General features: G+C 69.8%; 15 protein-coding genes. 11 read left to right on the top strand and 4 right to left on the bottom strand.

The window, feature by feature from the left end; all coding sequences use genetic code 11:
• Positions 1-182: 182 nt before the first annotated feature.
• Positions 183-476, top strand: a complete 294-nt coding sequence (locus tag ABD256_RS08775; RefSeq protein ID WP_344415466.1) for a hypothetical protein — start codon at positions 183-185, stop codon at positions 474-476.
• Here ABD256_RS08775 and ABD256_RS08770 read toward each other — a convergent pair.
• Both ABD256_RS08770 and ABD256_RS08765 read right to left on the bottom strand, forming a co-directional pair.
• Positions 461-1,033, bottom strand: coding sequence for a dihydrofolate reductase family protein (locus tag ABD256_RS08770; RefSeq protein WP_344415464.1), 573 nt, complete (start codon positions 1,031-1,033; stop codon positions 461-463). The two genes, ABD256_RS08775 and ABD256_RS08770, sit on opposite strands and share 16 nt — an antisense overlap.
• Before the next feature lie 703 nt (positions 1,034-1,736).
• Positions 1,737-2,930, bottom strand: coding sequence for a PQQ-dependent sugar dehydrogenase (locus ABD256_RS08765; RefSeq protein ID WP_344415462.1), 1,194 nt, complete (start codon positions 2,928-2,930; stop codon positions 1,737-1,739).
• 64 nt (positions 2,931-2,994) lie between these two features.
• Between ABD256_RS08765 and ABD256_RS08760 the strand changes: the two genes are divergently transcribed.
• Both ABD256_RS08760 and ABD256_RS08755 read left to right on the top strand, forming a co-directional pair.
• Positions 2,995-3,909: a 2-hydroxyacid dehydrogenase gene (locus tag ABD256_RS08760; protein WP_344415460.1), complete on the top strand. Its 915-nt coding sequence runs from the start codon at positions 2,995-2,997 to the stop codon at positions 3,907-3,909.
• A gap of 44 nt (positions 3,910-3,953) precedes the next feature.
• Positions 3,954-4,583, top strand: coding sequence for a DoxX family protein (locus tag ABD256_RS08755; protein ID WP_425546404.1), 630 nt, complete (start codon positions 3,954-3,956; stop codon positions 4,581-4,583).
• Between the two features lie 110 nt (positions 4,584-4,693).
• Here ABD256_RS08755 and ilvD read toward each other — a convergent pair whose 3' ends face one another.
• Both ilvD and ABD256_RS08745 read right to left on the bottom strand, forming a co-directional pair.
• Positions 4,694-6,538 (bottom strand): dihydroxy-acid dehydratase, encoded by a 1,845-nt coding sequence (gene ilvD / locus ABD256_RS08750; protein WP_344415458.1) that lies wholly within the window; start codon positions 6,536-6,538, stop codon positions 4,694-4,696.
• A gap of 151 nt (positions 6,539-6,689) precedes the next feature.
• Positions 6,690-7,232 (bottom strand): PH domain-containing protein, encoded by a 543-nt coding sequence (locus ABD256_RS08745; RefSeq protein ID WP_344415456.1) that lies wholly within the window; start codon positions 7,230-7,232, stop codon positions 6,690-6,692.
• A 319-nt stretch (positions 7,233-7,551) separates the two neighbouring features.
• Here ABD256_RS08745 and ABD256_RS08740 point away from each other — a divergent pair, with 319 nt between their 5' ends.
• The 8 genes from ABD256_RS08740 (at position 7,552) to ABD256_RS08705 (ending at position 17,403) form a co-directional block, all read left to right on the top strand.
• Complete coding sequence (locus ABD256_RS08740) at positions 7,552-9,453, top strand: acetolactate synthase large subunit (RefSeq protein WP_344415453.1); 1,902 nt, start codon at positions 7,552-7,554, stop codon at positions 9,451-9,453.
• On the top strand, positions 9,450-9,956 hold the full coding sequence (ilvN, locus tag ABD256_RS08735) for an acetolactate synthase small subunit (protein ID WP_215546526.1): 507 nt from the start codon (positions 9,450-9,452) through the stop codon (positions 9,954-9,956). Before ABD256_RS08740 ends, ilvN begins: the two co-directional genes overlap by 4 nt.
• A gap of 48 nt (positions 9,957-10,004) precedes the next feature.
• On the top strand, positions 10,005-11,018 hold the full coding sequence (gene ilvC / locus ABD256_RS08730) for a ketol-acid reductoisomerase (RefSeq protein WP_344415448.1): 1,014 nt from the start codon (positions 10,005-10,007) through the stop codon (positions 11,016-11,018).
• Positions 11,019-11,097: 79 nt separating this feature from the next.
• A complete protein-coding gene (locus tag ABD256_RS08725) occupies positions 11,098-11,406 on the top strand; it encodes a DUF397 domain-containing protein (RefSeq protein WP_344415446.1) in 309 nt (102 codons plus the stop codon).
• Between the two features lie 308 nt (positions 11,407-11,714).
• Positions 11,715-13,310, top strand: coding sequence for a phosphoglycerate dehydrogenase (gene serA / locus ABD256_RS08720; RefSeq protein WP_344415444.1), 1,596 nt, complete (start codon positions 11,715-11,717; stop codon positions 13,308-13,310).
• Positions 13,311-13,621: 311 nt separating this feature from the next.
• Complete coding sequence (locus ABD256_RS08715; protein ID WP_344415441.1) at positions 13,622-14,662, top strand: 3-isopropylmalate dehydrogenase; 1,041 nt, start codon at positions 13,622-13,624, stop codon at positions 14,660-14,662.
• A 335-nt stretch (positions 14,663-14,997) separates the two neighbouring features.
• The gene (cimA, locus tag ABD256_RS08710; RefSeq protein ID WP_344415439.1) at positions 14,998-16,623 is read left to right on the top strand and encodes a citramalate synthase; all 1,626 of its coding nucleotides are present in this window, start codon (positions 14,998-15,000) and stop codon (positions 16,621-16,623) included.
• 9 nt (positions 16,624-16,632) lie between these two features.
• Entirely contained in the window at positions 16,633-17,403 is a 771-nt protein-coding gene (locus ABD256_RS08705; RefSeq protein ID WP_344415437.1) for a fumarylacetoacetate hydrolase family protein, read from the top strand.
• The last annotated feature ends 22 nt before the right edge of the window (positions 17,404-17,425 follow it).

Raw genomic sequence — 17,425 nt, 5'->3', positions numbered from 1 at the left:
TCCGGCCGGGTGGCCGGGCGGTGTGCTGCTCCACGGTGCTCCTTCTGGTCGGGGGTCCGGGACCGGATCACGGTATCCATCGCGAATCCGCGCGAGAACACCGATCTGTTGTCCATGTGACGCATATTATGGCGATTTGTTGCGCAAGAGACGATCGCCGCACAGGGTTTCGCCACGGGCGGGTGAGGACCGGCGAGATCACGAAAGCCCAGCAGAAAGCCTTTGCCGCCTTCGGGAACGACGTCGAGCCGGTGGCCGTGGCCGATCTCGTAGCCGAGCTGACCGATGCACACCTGAAGGCGCTCGCGAACGGCGACGCGAGCCATCTCGCCGCTTCGGGCGTGCGCGAAGCGGCCCCGTCCAGGCGCGACGGGCACGGCATGTGCGGCCGCCGCGAGGAGTACGAAACCCCGGGAGCGACGCTGCCCCGCGGTGGCGAACGACGACGAGGTGAGACGCGCTACCGCCGCTCGTAGGTCATGACGGCGACCCCGTTGTCGTACACGTCGTGCGCGGTCAGCCGGAACTGCGCCGCGGCGAACTCCCGGTTGAACAACGGGATCCCGGAGCCCGCGACCACCGGGTTGAGCTTGATCATCAGCTCGTCGATCTCCGGCAGCAGCGAACCGGCGAGCCCGCCACCGCCGCACAGCCAGATGCCGAGCCCGCCGTCCTCGTGCTTCAATTCGCGCACCTTGGCGATCGGGTCGGTCCTGACCAGCTCGACCCCTTCGCCGAGTTCACCCGAATAGCCGGTGGAGAACACGTACTGCCGCAGGTGCCGGTACGGGCTCGCGGTGCCGGTCTTGAGCCCCATCTCGTAGGTGCCCCTGCCCATCAGCACGGTGTCGAACACCTTGTTGGCACCCTCGATCCCGGCCGCCTCGCGCCACGCCGTCGGCACCGTCTCCGGGTGCTGCTCGTTCAGCGCGGTGAGGTGATCGCCTTCGAGCACGAAGAAACTGAAGTCCCCGTCGGGGTCGGCGATGAAGCCGTCGAGCGAGGCGGCGACGTAGTACGTCAGCTTGCGCAAGGTTCCCTCCAACACACGGGCGGTGGTCCCGGAAACCACTCTAGAGCTGGAAGGCCGCCGCCTCCATGCGCTTGTTCTGCCCGGCGGCGGAGGCGGATGTCATTCCGCCGGACGCGGAGCCGGATCGACAGGTCCATCCGATCAGTCGGCGCAGTACGCTCGGGCAAGTCCTGCCGCGGCCGGGCTGTGCATGCCCCGAAGGGCGCCTTCGGGGAATCTGACGCCGCGATCTCGCCCCTCGTGGCGCGCGGCTTGGTGCTGCTGATGCTCCGAAGGGGCCCTTCGCGGCGTCTGTTTCCCTCAAGGCGCCCTTCGGGGCATGTGGTTCGGAGCAAGGTGGGCCCGCGAGGGTCACATCCGCGGCCTTCACGGCTCTGAAGGTTCCCTTTCGGGGCACGAGTCCGGTGGCGAGAGTTCTTACCAGGGCGGAGTTCGAAGGGCTCAGGTCCCTTGAGGTCGCAGGCATGATGTGTGCGCGTCGATTCCGGTGCGTTGGGTGGCGGAAGCGTGGAACCGCCCGGTGGCTTGGTCCCTGAAGGGCGCCTTCGGGGAATCTGACGCCGCGATCTCGCCCCTCGTGGCATACGACCCGGCGATGCGCATGCCCTCAAGGGCCCCTTCGCGGCATCAGATTCCCTCAAGGGCCCCTTCAGGGCATACACGTGACCTCACACGGAGGCGCAAGGCCCCGCCGCGGTAGCCGCTAGTCCTTGCCGCCGCCGCCCTGGCTCGGCTGGAGCGCGATGATCACGACCCGGTCGTCGCTCGACACCGGTTTGCCGCCGTCCTTGTTCACCGTGCCCGCGAACGCGTAGCGCTGGTCGATCGGGGAGAGGGCGCTGAGCTTGCCGTAGCTGGTGCCGTTCTTGCCGTTCATGGTCTCCTGCGGCTTGCCGCCGACGGTGCCTTCGGGGGTGATCGGCAGGTTCTGCATGTTGCCCGCTGCCGCCGCGGCGACCCACAGCTGCGCGCCGGCGTCGACGCAGCCCGCCACGCCAGGCTTCGCCGGCCACGTCCACGCGGGGATGGACAGCGAGGCACCCGGCTGGATGCGGTGCAGCAGGTCCCTGTTGTCGTCGCGGTCGGTGACCCAGAGCCGCGAGCCGTCGGCCGACTTGCACAGCCCGCCCGGCGCGTGCAGGCCGCTGGCGAACACCGCGGACCCCGCCGACGGGTTGCCCGGTGCGGGCTTTCCCGCGGTGTCGATCCGCAGCACCTTGCCCGCGAGCGAGGCGTCGCCCGCCGCCTCGGCCGGGTTGCCCGCGTCGCCGGTGGCCACGAGCAGCGCGCCCTTCCCGTCGGGCAGGATCGCCCCGCGGTTCCCGGTCGCCCCGCGCGGGATGCCGGTGAGGACCGGTTTCGGCGCCTGCCCGTTCGCGATCCGGACCACCCGGTTGTCGGTCGCGGTGGTGACGTAGGCGAACACGAGCTGGTCTTCGGCGTAGCTCGGCGAAAGCGCGAGCCCGGTCAGCCCGCCGTCGCCGGTCGCGTCCACATCCACCTTCGCGATCTGCGCGGGATCGGTGTTCGCGGCGACCCGCAGGATCCGCCCGCTCCTGCGCTCACCGGCCAGCGCGGCCGGGTTGTCACCCTCGCCGGGCAGCGCGGCGACCGCGGCCACCGTGTCGAGGCAGGTTTCCACCACGGCCTTGTCGAAGTCCGTGCAGCCCTGCGGCGGCTGCACCTTCGTGGACGGCGCGCCCTTCGGCGCGGACGGGCCGCCCGGTGTGCCGCCGATCTCGGGCAGTTCGGGTGCGGGGCCCGCTTCGGGGGTCAGCGTCGGCGCCGGTGCGTAGGTCTGGCTCGCCGCGCGGTCGTCGAACTCGGCGCAGCCGGACAGCAGGAGGCTGCCGCCGGCCAGTAGGGCCACCGGCCACCAGTTGGGACGGGTACGCACGATTACCAAGCCTAGGCGGCCCGCCGTGAGCCATGGGTAAGTGTCGGCGGTTACGGTGGGACACATGACGATTACCGTGCTGGTACCCGACGACGACGGGGTGATCGCGCTGGCCGAGCTCGCCGGGGTGCGCGCGGTGCGCTACACCTGGGGTGAGCCGTTGCCGCCCGAAGCCGCCGAAGCCGAGGTGCTGATCCCCGGTTTCCACAGCGCGCGCGAGGGCAGGGACCTGTTCGCGGAGCTCCCCAACCTCAAGCTGATCCAGCTGCTCGCCGCCGGTGCCGACGACTGGGTGGGCGAGGTGCCCGCCGGTGTGCTGCTGTCGACCTGCCGCGGCGCGCACGGGGGCAGCACCGCGGAATGGGTGGTCGCCGCGCTGCTCGCGATCTACCGCGAGCTGCACTCCTTCGCCATCGCGAAGGACGAGCGGCGCTGGTCCCGGCACAGCACCGACGCGCTGCAGGGCAAGCGCGTGCTCATCATCGGTGCCGGTGACCTCGGGACGCAGCTTCGCCGCCGCCTCGAACCGTTCGAGACCAGGGTCGAGATGGTCGGCCTGAACGCGCGTGACGGCGTCCGCGGCGTCGAAGAGCTGCCCGAGCTGCTCGGCTTGCACGACGTCGTGGTGCTCATGGTGCCGCTGACCTCCCGGACGAGGGGCATGGTCGACGCGGAGTTCCTCGCCGCGATGCCCGACGGGGCCGTGCTGGTCAACGTCGCGCGTGGACCGGTCGTGCGCACCGAGGCGCTCGTCGACGAGCTGAAGACGGGACGGCTGCGCGCCGCGCTCGACGTCGTCGATCCCGAGCCGCTGCCGGAGGACCACCCGCTGTGGGACGCCGCGGGCCTGTTCCTCACCCCGCACGTGGCGGGCGCCGCGCGAGGCGCGCAGAAGCGGTCGTACGCGGTCGCGGCGGCCGAGATCGCGCGGTGGGCCAGCGGCGAGCTGCCCGACAACCTCGTGCACGGCGAGTACTGACGGCTGGTCGTGCGCCGGTACCCGGTATCCCCTACTCTGCGCGCGTGACCACTCACGATGATGAGTACGGCAAAAAGACCAGCCTGTTCGACGACACGGCCTCATCGGGTGCCACCACGAGCATCCTTTCCGGGACCGGCGAAAGCGGTGTGGCCGAGGCGAAGGACACCACCACGCGCTGGCATGGCGGGCTCGACTTCGGCCTGCTGATCCTGCGTCTCGTGCTGGGCGGCACGATGGGCGCGCACGGCCTGCAGAAGGTGTTCGGGCTCTTCGACGGCCCTGGCATCGCCGGGTTCGCCCGCGCGCTGGGCGGGTTCGGGTTCACCAGCCAGACCACGCTGCTGTCCTGGATCACCGGGATCAGCGAACTCGCGGGCGGCGCGCTGGTGATACTGGGCCTGTTCACCCCGCTCGGCGCGGCCGCGCTGCTCGGCGTCGCCGCGAACATCGTCTACGCGAAGTTCCACGGCGGCTTCTTCGCGGGGCAGGGCACCGGTTTCGAGTACGAGCTGCTGCTCGGCGCCGTCGCGTTCTCGCTGCTGTTCACCGGCTCCGGCCGGATCGCGCTCGACGTGAACACCCCGTGGCGCCGCAAACCGCTGCCCTTCGGCCTGTTCGGGCTGCTGCTCGCGGCGGGCGCCTCGGTGCTCGTGATCGTGCTCTTCCGGTAAGTGCGCGGGTTCGAGGAGCTCGACGTCCCGGTTTCCGCCGGGCACTTCCTCCCGGAGGAAGCGCCCGGCGAGATCACCGAACGGCTCGAAGCCCCTTCTTCGGGCAGTTCCTACTTGTTCGGGTCGCGCACCGCGCCGGTGTCCGCGGAGGTCGCCATCCGGGCGTAGGCGCGCAGTGCCGCGGTGATCGGGCGCTGGCGCTCGGCCGGCTGCCACGGCCGCTCGCTCGCGTCCATCTTCGCTCGCCGTTCCGCGAGGACCTCGTCGTCGACGAGCAGTTCGAGCCGCCGCTCGTGCACGTCCAGGCGGATCAGGTCACCGTCCTGGACGAGCCCGATCGTGCCGCCCGCCGCCGCCTCGGGGGAGATGTGGCCGACCGAGATCCCCGACGAGCCGCCGGAGAACCGGCCGTCGGTGATCAGCGCGCACTTCTTGCCGAGCCCGGAGCCCTTCAGGAACGCCGTCGGGTGCAGCATTTCCTGCATGCCGGGGCCGCCTGCCGGGCCTTCGTAGCGGATCACCAGCACCTCGCCCGGCTGGATCTTCTTCGCCAGGATCGCCGACACCGCCTCTTCCTGGCTTTCCAGCACGCGCGCCGGGCCCTCGAAGCGCCACAGCTCTTCGTCGATCCCCGCGGACTTGATCACGGCGCCGTTTTCGGCGAGGTTCCCGCGCAGGATCGCGAGCCCGCCGTCGGCGGTGTAGGCGTGCTCGACGTCGTGGATGCAGCCGTCCGCCGCGTCGGTGTCCAAACTGGACCACCGGTTCTCCGTGGAGAACGCCTCCGTGGTGCGGACCCCGCCCGGCGCGGCGTGGAACAGCTCCACCGCGGCCGCCGACGGGGAAGCCGCCCGGATGTCCCATGTGGACAACCACGAGCCGAGGTCGGGGGAGTGCACCGAGTGCACGCCGGTGTTGAGCAGTCCGCCGCGGTACAGCTCGCCGAGGATCGCCGGAATGCCGCCTGCCCGGTGCACGTCCTCCATGTGGTAGTCCGAGTTCGGTGCCACCTTGGACAGGCACGGCACGCGACGGCCGATCGCGTCGATGTCGTCGATGGTGAACGGGATCTCGCCCTCCTGCGCGGCGGCGAGGATGTGCAGCACGGTGTTCGTCGAGCCGCCCATCGCCATGTCGAGCGCCATCGCGTTCTCGAAGGCTTCCTTGTTCGCGATCGACCGCGGCAGCGCGCTCTCGTCGTCCTCGCCGTACCAGCGCTTGCACAGTTCCACGACGGTGCGGCCGGCGCCGCTGAACAGGTCGCGGCGCGCGGCGTGCGTGGCCAGCGTCGAGCCGTTGCCCGGCAGCGAAAGGCCGAGCGCCTCGGTCAGGCAGTTCATCGAGTTCGCGGTGAACATGCCAGAGCACGAGCCGCAGGTCGGGCAGGCTGACCGTTCCACAATGGACAGACCGTGCTCGTCCACGGCGCTGTTCGCGGACGCGGAGATCGCGGTGATCAGGTCCGTCGGCGCCTGCGCGACGCCGCCGACCACGACCGCCTTGCCCGCCTCCATCGGCCCGCCGGAGACGAACACGGTCGGGATGTTGAGCCGCATCGCGGCGTTCAGCATGCCAGGGGTGATCTTGTCGCAGTTCGAAATGCACACCAGCGCGTCCGCCTGGTGCGCGTTCACCATGTACTCCACCGAGTCCGCGATGATCTCGCGCGAGGGCAGCGAGTAGAGCATGCCGCTGTGGCCCATCGCGATCCCGTCGTCCACCGCGATGGTGTGGAACTCGCGCGCGACGCCACCGGCCTCGGCCACCGCCTCCGCCACGATCTCGCCGAGGTTCTTGAGGTGGACGTGGCCCGGCACGAACTGGGTGTAGGAGTTCGCGATCGCCACGATCGGCTTGCCGAAGTCGGAGTCGGTCATCCCGGTGGCGCGCCAGAGCGAACGGGCGCCGGCGGCGTTCCGGCCGTGGGTGGTGGTGCGGGACCGTAGCTGAGGCACGGCTACTCCAATGTGCTTGGTCTTCGGTGGAACGGGCGCACGTCCCCGAAGGTGGCCTTCGGGGACTCGGATGCCCCGAAGGCCACCTTCAGGGCATCGGCTGGGCGCGACGCGGGGTGGGCGTCAGCGGATCTCAGGCGGTGGTTCGAGGCTACTCCTTGTGCGGAGCGCCTTCGGCGGCCGACTCTGTGCTGATCGTCTCGGCCTCGTCCTTCCCGGCGGTGGCGGCAGCTTCTTCGCCGGGAGCCGTGGTGTCCGATTCGGACGGTCCGGTTTCGTCGTCGGTGAGGCCGGTCGGGTCCTTCAGCAGCCCGCCGCTGACCAGTGACAGCACCGGAAGGTGCCGCGTGCGCACGGCGGGCAGCGCGACCTCGCTGCCGTCGTCCAGTACCGCGCGGACCCTCGCCTTGCTGGTGATGGACAGTCCCTTCAGCGCGGTCCACGGGAGGTCGCGGTGCCCGAACATGGTCCGCACGGCCAGTCCCCCGGGAGTCGCGACCGTCCGCATCCGCTGCACGAACCACAGCAGGCCGAGCGGGACGAGGTAGAGCGCCTGCAGCCCGGGGATCCCGCCGAATGCGACGGGAGTCACGCACACGACCAGTACGACGATCGCGAGGATCGCGGTCGCGGGGATGCGGAAGATCGCCTTCCGGCCCTGGTCCTGCTGCTCTTGCTGCGCCTTTTTCGCCATTGCACGATGGTGCACCGCACGCGCGCGCGACGTGCGCGCGGGTCGCCCGGAAGGGATGGCGGGGCGTTCCACTGCCCGGAAGGGCGTCCACCATGCGGAATCGCCGTCCCGCAGAGTTGACACTCCCGAGGCGCAGCTATTACGGTCTGAGTCGTGCACATTCAGACCGGCCTCGTACTTCCCAAGCGCATCGACGCTTAGGAGCACTCCCGCTGCGTCGATGCGCGACCCTCGTGCGACCTTATGGTCGGCGAGGGTTTTTTGTTGCCTGAAGCCGATAAACCCGAACGAGTGACACCGAGACCCCGAGGCAGAACCGATGACTAGCGCCACATCGCGATCGGACACGAACTCCGGTGCGCCGAACCCGGCGTCGCCGAGCACCATGGGAGCCCGCCCGAAGCCCGCGCCGCCCGCGGGCACGCCGGTGCGGGTCACCGGTGCGCAGTCGCTCGTGCGGTCGCTCGAATCCGTCGGTGCCGAGGTGGTGTTCGGGATTCCCGGCGGCACGATCCTGCCCGCGTACGACCCGCTCCTCGACTCGACGAAGGTCCGGCACGTCCTGGTCCGCCACGAGCAGGGCGCGGGCCACGCCGCCACCGGCTACGCGCAGGCGACCGGCAAGGTCGGCGTGTGCATGGCCACTTCCGGCCCCGGCGCGACGAACCTCGTCACCCCGCTCGCCGACGCGAACATGGACTCGGTGCCCGTGGTCGCGATCACCGGGCAGCAGTCGCGGAGCCTGATCGGCACCGACGCGTTCCAGGAAGCCGACATCTGCGGCATCACGATGCCCGTCACCAAGCACAACTTCCTGGTCACCGAGCCCGCCGACATCCCGCGCACGATCGCCGAGGCCTTCCACCTCGCCTCCACCGGCCGTCCCGGCCCCGTCCTCGTCGACATCCCGAAGGACGTCCTGCAGGAGACCACGTCGTTCGCGTGGCCGCCGGAGATGCGCCTGCCCGGCTACCGGCCGACGCTGCGCCCGCACGGCAAGCAGGTCCGCGAGGCCGCGAAGCTGATCACGAACGCGCGCCGGCCCGTCCTCTACGTCGGCGGCGGCGTGATCAAGGCGCAGGCGTCGCAGCAACTGCTGGAGCTGGCCGAGCTGACCGGGATCCCGGTCGTCACCACGCTGATGGCGCGCGGCGCGTTCCCCGACTCGCACCGCCAGCACCTCGGCATGCCGGGCATGCACGGCTCGGTCGCCGCCGTCGCCGCGATGCAGCGCGCGGATCTGCTGATCGCGCTCGGCACCCGCTTCGACGATCGCGTCACCGGTCAGCTTTCCTCGTTCGCGCCGGACGCCACCGTGGTGCACGCGGACATCGACCCGGCCGAGATCTCCAAGAACCGCAAGGCGGACGTGCCGATCGTCGGTGACTGCGCGGAGATCATCACCGAGCTGATCGCCGCGGTCCGCGCCGAGCACGACGAGCCCGACCTCACCGCGTGGTGGACGCAGGTCAGCTCGTGGCGCGACGACTTTCCCCCCGGGTACGAGTGGCCGGACGACGGCACGCTCTCCCCGCAGTACGTCATCGAGCGGATCGGGCAGCTCGTCGGCCCCGACGCCGTCTACACCGCCGGCGTCGGCCAGCACCAGATGTGGGCCGCCCAGTTCGTCAACTACGAGAAGCCGATGTCGTGGATCAACTCCGGCGGCCTCGGCACGATGGGCTTCGCCGTCCCGGCCGCGATGGGCGCCAAGTTCGGCCAGCCGGACAAGCAGGTCTGGGCGATCGACGGCGACGGCTGCTTCCAGATGACCAACCAGGAACTCGCCACCTGCGCCATCGAGGGCGCCCCGATCAAGGTCGCGGTGATCAACAACGGCAACCTCGGCATGGTCCGGCAGTGGCAGAACCTGTTCTATTCGGAGCGGTACTCCAACACCGACCTCGGTACCCACAAGCACCGGATCCCCGACTTCACCCTGCTCGCCGAGGCACTCGGCTGCGCGGGCCTTCGCTGCGAGACGAAGGAAGACGTCGACAAGGTGATCCAGCGCGCGATGGAGATCAACGACCGCCCCGTCGTGATCGACTTCGTGGTGGGGAAGGATGCCCAGGTGTGGCCGATGGTGGCCGCGGGAACCGGGAACGACGAGATCATGGCCGCGCGCGGCATCCGGCCGCTGTTCGACGACGACGAGGTGTCGATCGAACCGGTCGAGGCCGCGGCCGAAGCTTCGCAGGCACAGGGAGAGGCTCGATGACCAACCACACGTTGAGTGTTCTCGTCGAGAACGTCCCCGGTGTGCTCGCGCGCGTGTCGGGCCTGTTTTCCCGGCGCGGCTTCAACATCGAGTCCCTCGCGGTGGGGCCGACGGAAAACCCGGAGGTCTCCCGCATGACGATCGTGGTCGCCGTTGAGGAGCTACCGCTCGAACAGGTGACCAAACAGCTCAACAAGCTGGTGAACGTGATCAAGATCGTGGAGCTCGAAAAGGCCAGCGCGGTGCAGCGCGAACTGCTGCTCGTCAAGGTCAGAGCGGACGCCACGGTGCGGAGCCAGGTGCTCGAAACCGTGCAGCTGTTCCGCGCCAAGGTCGTCGACGTGTCGCCGGAGGCGCTGACCGTCGAGGCCACCGGCACCTCCGACAAGATCGGCGCGCTGCTGCGGATGCTCGAACCCTACGGCGTCCGCGAGCTCGTGCAGTCGGGCATGGTCGCGGTCGGGCGCGGAGCGCGCTCGATCACCGCGACCTCGGCCAGGTAGGCCACCCAGTTTTTGTTTTTCCAGTCAGGAAAGGAAGTAACACCCCCCATGGCAGCGGAAATCTTCTACGACGACGACGCCGACCTCGGCATCATCCAGGGCCGCAAGGTCGCCGTGATCGGCTACGGCAGCCAGGGGCACGCGCACGCGCTGAGCCTGCGCGACTCCGGTGTCGACGTCCGCATCGGACTGCCCGAGGGGTCGAAGTCCCGGGCGAAGGCGGAGGAAGAGGGCCTGCGGGTGCTCACCCCGGCCGAGGCGACTGCCGAGGCGGACCTCATCTCCATCCAGGCGCCGGACACCGTGCAGCGCACCGTGTACGCGAACGACATCGCGCCCAACCTCAAGCCGGGTGACGCGCTGTTCTTCAGCCACGGCTTCAACATCCGCTACGGCTACATCGACGCGCCCGAAGGCGTCGACGTCGTCCTGGTCGCGCCGAAGGGCCCCGGCCACCTCGTGCGCCGCCAGTTCGTCGACGGCAAGGGCGTGCCGAACCTGGTCGCGGTGGAGAAGGACGCCTCCGGCAACGCGCTCGCGCTCGGCCTGTCCTACTCGAAGGGCATCGGCGGCACCCGCGCCGGCACCATCAAGACCACCTTCACCGAGGAGACCGAGACCGACCTCTTCGGCGAGCAGGCGGTGCTGTGCGGTGGCACCTCGCACCTCATCCAGGCCGGGTTCGAGACCCTCGTCGAGGCGGGCTACCAGCCGGAGATCGCCTACTTCGAGGTCCTGCACGAGCTGAAGCTCATCGTCGACCTGATCTACGAAGGCGGGATCGCGCGCCAGCGCTACTCCTGCAGCGACACCGCGGAGTACGGCGACCTGACCCGCGGCCCGCGCGTGATCACCGACGGCACCAAGGCCGAGATGAAGAAGATCCTCGGCGAGATCCAGGACGGCAGCTTCGCGAAGGAATGGGTGGCCGAGGACGACAACGGCCGCCCGAACTTCCTGGCGCTGCGCCAGAAGGGCAAGGATCACCCGATCGAGGAGGTCGGCGGCAAGCTGCGCGGCCTGATGTCCTGGGTCGACCGCCCCATCACCGAAACGGCGTAGTTTCGTTGCCCCTGAAGGCCACCTCGACGCCGTCAAGGTGGCCTTCAGGCCGTTTCGGCCTCCCGATACTGTGGGGGGCATGAGCGACCAGCCCGTCGACGACAAGGCGCACATCCGGCACGAGCTGGACCTGACCAACGCGCCGTGGATCCGCGCCGAACCCGAGGGCGTCACGCTCGACGACTGCGTCGAGTACGCGTTCGTCGAGCACACCGACGGGGTCACCTACACCGCGATGCGCCAGTCCGCCAAGCCGGACGGCGTCATCCTCGTCTTCACCCCGTCCGAATGGGACGCCTTCGTCAAGGGCGTGCGCGACGGCGAGTTCGACCTCCCCGAGGACTTCGACGAAGAGGCTTCCGAGGGCACCGGAAAACCCGAAGCCTAGGCCCGCGCACGCCGGTCTCCCGGAAGCGGCTTTCCGGGCGCTACCTGCCCCGAAGGTCACGTTCGGGGCATGACCGTGCGCGCTCGGCTTCGGCTGCGACCGCAGTCGTGGCGGTTCGCCCGTTTTGTTGTCACGACGTTGCGCATCGGTTAACGGGGCCGGTGTCTTGGGGCTAAACTGCGGGCCATCCGGGCACACCGTCGTGGCCGGTCAGCGCAGGTGGGGTGCCCCGATCTCCGGCTGACCGCGGCCGACGACGTCGCACCCCCGAGCCATTCCCCGATTCCGAGCCTTTGGGAGCTGCAATCGTGACCACATCAGAGAAACCGACTGTCCTCATCGCGGAGAAGCTCGCGCCCTCCACGCTGAGTGTGTTCGGGGACGAGGTGGAGGTCCAGCATGTGGACGGCACCGATCGTCCCGCGCTGCTCGAGGCCGTGAAGACCGCCGACGCGCTGCTCGTGCGCTCGGCGACGAAGGTCGACGCGGAGGTGTTCGCGGCGACCAGCAGGCTCAAGGTCGTCGCCCGTGCCGGTGTCGGCCTCGACAACGTCGAGGTCCCCGCGGCGACCGAGCGCGGCGTCCTGGTCGTCAACGCGCCCACCTCGAACATCGTCTCCGCCGCCGAGCACGCCGTCGCGCTGCTGCTCTCGGTGGCCAGGCGCGTGCCCGCCGCGGACCAGAGCCTGCGCGGCGGCGAGTGGAAGCGCAGCTCGTACTCCGGCGTCGAAATCAACGGCAAGACCGTCGGCGTGGTGGGCCTCGGCAAGATCGGCCAGCTGTTCGCGCAGCGCATCGCCGCGTTCGGCACCGAGGTCATCGCCTACGACCCGTACGTCTCGGCGGCACGCGCCGCTCAGCTCGGCATCGAGCTGGTGAGCCTCGACGAGCTGCTCGGGCGCGCCGACGCCATTTCCATCCACCTGCCGAAGACGCCGGAGACCAAGGGCCTGATCAACGCCGAGGCGCTGAAGAAGACCAAGCCCGGCGTGATCATCGTGAACGCGGCTCGCGGCGGGCTCGTCGTCGAGGAGGACCTCGCGGAGGCCGTTCGCTCCGGGCACGTCGGTGGCGCGGGCGTGGACGTCTTCGTGACCGAGCCGACCACGGCCAGCCCCCTGTTCGAGCTGCCGAACGTCGTGGTGACCCCGCACCTCGGCGCGTCGACCGCCGAGGCGCAGGACAGGGCGGGCACCGACGTGGCCAAGTCGGTGCTGCTCGCCCTCCGCGGCGACTTCGTGCCCGACGCGGTGAACGTCGCCGCGGGCGGCACGGTCGGCGAGGAGGTGCGCCCGTTCCTCCCGCTCGCGCAGAAGCTCGGCACCGTGCTCGCCGCGTTGAGCCAGAACGCGCCTTCGTCGGTGACCGTGGTGGTGCGCGGCGAACTGTCCGGTGAGGACGTCAGCGTGCTGCCGCTCGCCGCGCTGCGCGGGGTGTTCTCCGGCGTGGTCGAGGACCAGGTGACGTTCGTCAACGCGCCTCGGCTCGCCGAGGAGCTCGGCGTGCACGTCGAGGTCGTCACCGAGCCGGAGAGCCCGAACCACCGCAGCCTGGTCACGATCCGCGCGGTCCACGCCGACGGCACCAAGCTCACCGTGTCCGGCGCGATCACCGGCAAGGACGAGGTCGAAAAGCTCGTCGAGGTCAACGGCCGCTCGTTCGACATCCGTGCCGAGGGCAACGTGCTGCTGCTCGAATACCCCGACCGCCCGGGCATCATGGGCCGCGTCGGCACCCTGCTCGGCGAGGCGGGCATCAACATCGCGGCGGCGCAGATCAGCCAGACCACCGACGCCGACGCCGTGATGCTGCTGCGCGTCGACCGCTCGGTGGACGCGCACCTGCTCGAGCCGATCGGCGCCGCCGTCGGCGCCAGCGCGATCCGCGCGGTGAAGTTCGACTGACGCGGCAAACGGTTTGCGGCGCCCCGGCTCAGCGAGCCGGGGCGCCGTGCCGTTCTCACCCGATAGGATGATGTCAGCGAATGGCGTACGCCACATCGCCACTGCCCCGAATGCGCTGAAGAACGCCGTCAACTGACCGGATGGCGGGTGGTCCCGTTACCCGGTCGGGTGTCTCGCGGACCGGGATCATGAGGCATAAGGGTGGTGCGGCTTCGAGGAATTGGCGACGGCCGGTAACCTGCCGTCGCTGGAGTTTCTTGCGGATGGGGCGTTCGGACTACCGGATGACCCCGGTCGACGGAGGTGTGTGGATGCGGCTCGCTGTGATCCCAGGTGACGGGATCGGGCCCGAGGTGGTCACCGAGGCGCTGAAGGTGCTTGGCGAGGTCGCACCGACGGCGGAGATCACCAACTACGATCTCGGCGCCGCGCGATGGCATTCCACCGGCGAGCTGCTGCCCGAGTCGGTACTCGGCGAGCTTCGCCAGCACGACGCGATCCTGCTCGGCGCGGTCGGCGACCCGACGGTGCCCAGCGGCATCCTCGAGCGGGGCCTGCTGCTGCGGCTGCGGTTCGAGCTCGACCATCACGTGAACCTGCGGCCCGCCAGGCTGTACCCGGGCGTGCGCGGCCCGCTCGCCGACACCAGCGAGATCGACATGATCGTGGTCCGCGAAGGCACCGAGGGCCCGTACGCGGGCAACGGCGGCCTGCTGCGCAAGGACACCGAGCACGAGATCGCCACCGAGGTCAGCGTCAACACGGCGTTCGGCATCCGCCGCGTGGTCGCCGACGCGTTCAACCGCGCGGAGCTGCGCCCGCGCAAGCACCTGACGCTGCTGCACAAGACGAACGTGCTCGAGCACGCCGGCTCGCTGTGGTCGCGGATCGTCGAAGAGGTCTCGCTCGAGCACCCCGAGGTGACCGTCGCCTACTCCCACGTGGACGCCGCGACGATCCACCTGGTGACCGACCCCTCGCGCTTCGACGTGATCGTCACCGACAACCTGTTCGGCGACATCATCACCGACCTCGCGGCCGCGGTCACCGGCGGCATCGGGCTCGCCGCGAGCGGGAACCTCGACATCACCCGCCGGAACCCGAGCATGTTCGAGCCGGTGCACGGCAGCGCGCCGGACATCGCCGGGCAGGGGCTCGCCGACCCGACCGCGGCCGTGCTGTCGGTGTCGCTGCTGCTCGACCACCTCGGGCAGAAGGAAGCCGCACGCCGCATCGAGGCGTCGGTGGCCTTCGACCTCGCCACCCGCGACCAGAACTCGCCCGGTGCCACGCACGCGATCGGTGACCGGCTCGCCGCACTCGTGTCGTCGAACACCCGCGGCGCGGTCTGATCCCTGCGCCACGGAAGGGGCCCTCGCACTTCGGTGCGGGGGCCCCTTCCGCTGTCCTTCCCGCGCACGGTGGGCGCCTTCAGGGCAGGCACGGGTCCCGGCGGCTCTCGGTCGGGTGAACGGCGTCCCGCGATGCGGGAATCTTCGACCAGGGTGTGGAAGTGCGGAACGGGGTGTGGCATCATCGCGGCGTGGCTTCCTTCCGCATCATTATTGAGCAGCGCGTCGGATAGGTGCTCCCGCAGGAGCATCCGGCGCGCAAACCTCTCGCATCCATGCGGGAGGTTTTTTGTTTGCCAGGAAGCCTTTTCGCCCACCACGCCAAGGAGAGCACCGTGACCCGCAAGGAGCCGGCCGATACCCCGCTCGGCGACGAGTTCCACCTCTACGACACGACCCTGCGCGACGGGGCGCAGCGTGAGGGGATCTCGTACTCGGCCACCGACAAGCTGGCCGTCGCGCGGTTGCTCGACGAGCTCGGGGTCGGTTTCATCGAGGGCGGGTGGCCGGGCGCGCTGCCGAAGGACACGGAGTTCTTCGCCAGGGCCGCGAAGGGGGAGCTGGCGCTCAAGCACGCCGCGCTCGTCGCCTTCGGCGCCACGCGGAAGGCGGGCGCCAAGGCGAGCGAGGACAAGCAGGTCCGCGCGCTGCTCGACTCGCAGGCCCCGGTGGTGACGCTGGTGGCCAAATCGGACCTGCGGCACATCGAACGCGCGCTGCGCGTCGACGTGGACGAGGCGTGCGCGATGGTCCGGGACACGGTGTCCTTCCTCGTCGGCGAGGGGCGCCGCGTTTTCCTTGACGCGGAACACTTCTTCGACGGCTACGCGTACGATCCGGACACTTCGCTGCGCGTGCTCGACGCGGCGGCGACGGCGGGCGCGGACGTCGTCGTGCTGTGCGACACGAACGGCGGGCAGCTCCCGCTCGGGCTCGCCGAAACCGTCCGCGCGGTGGGGGAGCGCACCGGGTTCCGGCTCGGAATCCATTGCCAGGACGACACTTCGTGCGCGGTGGCGAACAGCGTCGCCGCGGTGCAGGCCGGCGCGACGCACGTCCAGTGCACCGCGAACGGCTACGGCGAACGGGCGGGCAACGCCGATCTGTTCGCCGTGACGGGAAACCTGGTGACCAAGCTCGGGATGGAGGTGCTCCCGACCGGAGGCGCCGCCGAGCTTTCCCGCGTCTCCCATGCCCTTGCCGAAATCGCGAACATCGCACCCGACACCCACCAGGCCTACGTCGGGTCCTCGGCCTTCGCCCACAAGGCGGGGCTGCACGCGAGCGCGATCAAGGTGGATCCGTTGCTGTACAACCACATCGATCCAGCTTCTGTCGGCAATGACATGCGGGTACTGGTCACCGAGATGGCCGGCAGGGCCAGTCTCGAGCTCAAGGGACGTGAGCTCGGGGTCGACCTTGCCGGCCAGCCCGAGGCGCTCACGAGCGCGGTCAACAAGGTGAAGCGGCTCGAAGCGGGCGGCTGGTCGTTCGAAGCCGCCGACGCCTCGCTGGAACTGCTGCTGCGCCGCGAAGTCGACGGCCCGCAGAACCGGGTGCTCGACAACCCGCCGTTCGAACTCGAGTCCTACCGAGTGGTGCTCGACCACCGCTCCGACGGCGAAGTGGTGTCCGAGGCCACGGTGAAGGTGCACGTCGCGGGGAAGCGCGTGATCGCGACCGCGGAGGGCAACGGGCCGGTGCACGCGCTGGACGCCGCGCTGCGCCAGGCGCTCAGCCCCTATCTGTCCTGGTTGGACACCGTGGAGCTGGCCGACTACAAGGTGCGCATCCTGCCGGGGCATCCCGGCACGGACGCGGTCACGCGGGTGCTCGTGGAGACCACCGACGGCAGTCGCGAGTGGACGACCGTCGGCGTGCACGGCAACATCGTCGAGGCGAGCTGGCTGGCTTTGTGCGACGCGCTGGTGCACAAGTCGCTGAGTGTGGCCGGTGCGTAGGATGGCGGAGTGCGTCTAGCCCGAATTGCTCATCCCGGTGGTGTCGCTTTCGCTTCGGTCGAAGGGGAAGGCGACGACGCCCAGGTACTCGAAATCGCCGAACACCCCTTCGGCACTCCCAACTTCACCGGTAAGCGGTGGCCGCTCGCCGACGTCCGGCTGCTCGCGCCGATCCTGCCGACCAAGGTGATCGCGGTCGGCCGGAACTACGCGAAGCACGCGGCCGAGCTCGGCAACGAGGTGCCGTCGGATCCGATGCTGTTCATCAAGCCGTCCACCACGGTGATCGGCCCGAACGTGGCGATCAAGCGGCCTGCCGACGTCGGCCGGGTCGACTTCGAGGGCGAGCTCGCGGTGGTGATCGGGCAGCCGGTGAAGAACGTGCCCGCCGCCCGCGCCGCGAGCGCCGTGCTCGGCTACACCGTCGCCAACGATGTCAGCGCGCGGGACCTGCAGAAGTCGGACGGCCAGTGGGGCAGGGCGAAGGGCTTCGACACCTTCTGCCCGCTCGGCCCGTGGATCGAGACCTCGCTCGATCCCGCCGACCTGGCGCTGAAGGCCGAGGTCGACGGTGAGCTGAAGCAGGACGGCCGGACCTCGGACCTGGTGCACAAGGTGCCGGAGCTGGTGGAGTTCGTGTCGCGCGTGATGACCCTGCTGCCGGGCGACATCATCCTGACCGGCACCCCGGAGGGCGTCGGCCCGATCGTCGCGGGCCAGCAGGTCTCCATCACGATCGAGGGCATCGGCACCCTGACGAACCCCGTCCAGGACGCCTGACCACGAGGCTCTCCGCGATGTC

This window comes from Amycolatopsis minnesotensis (assembly GCF_039529815.1).
GTDB lineage: Bacteria > Actinomycetota > Actinomycetes > Mycobacteriales > Pseudonocardiaceae > Amycolatopsis > Amycolatopsis minnesotensis.
The sequence above is the reverse complement of the archived record's forward strand: the minus strand, read 5'-3'. Positions and strand labels throughout refer to the sequence as shown.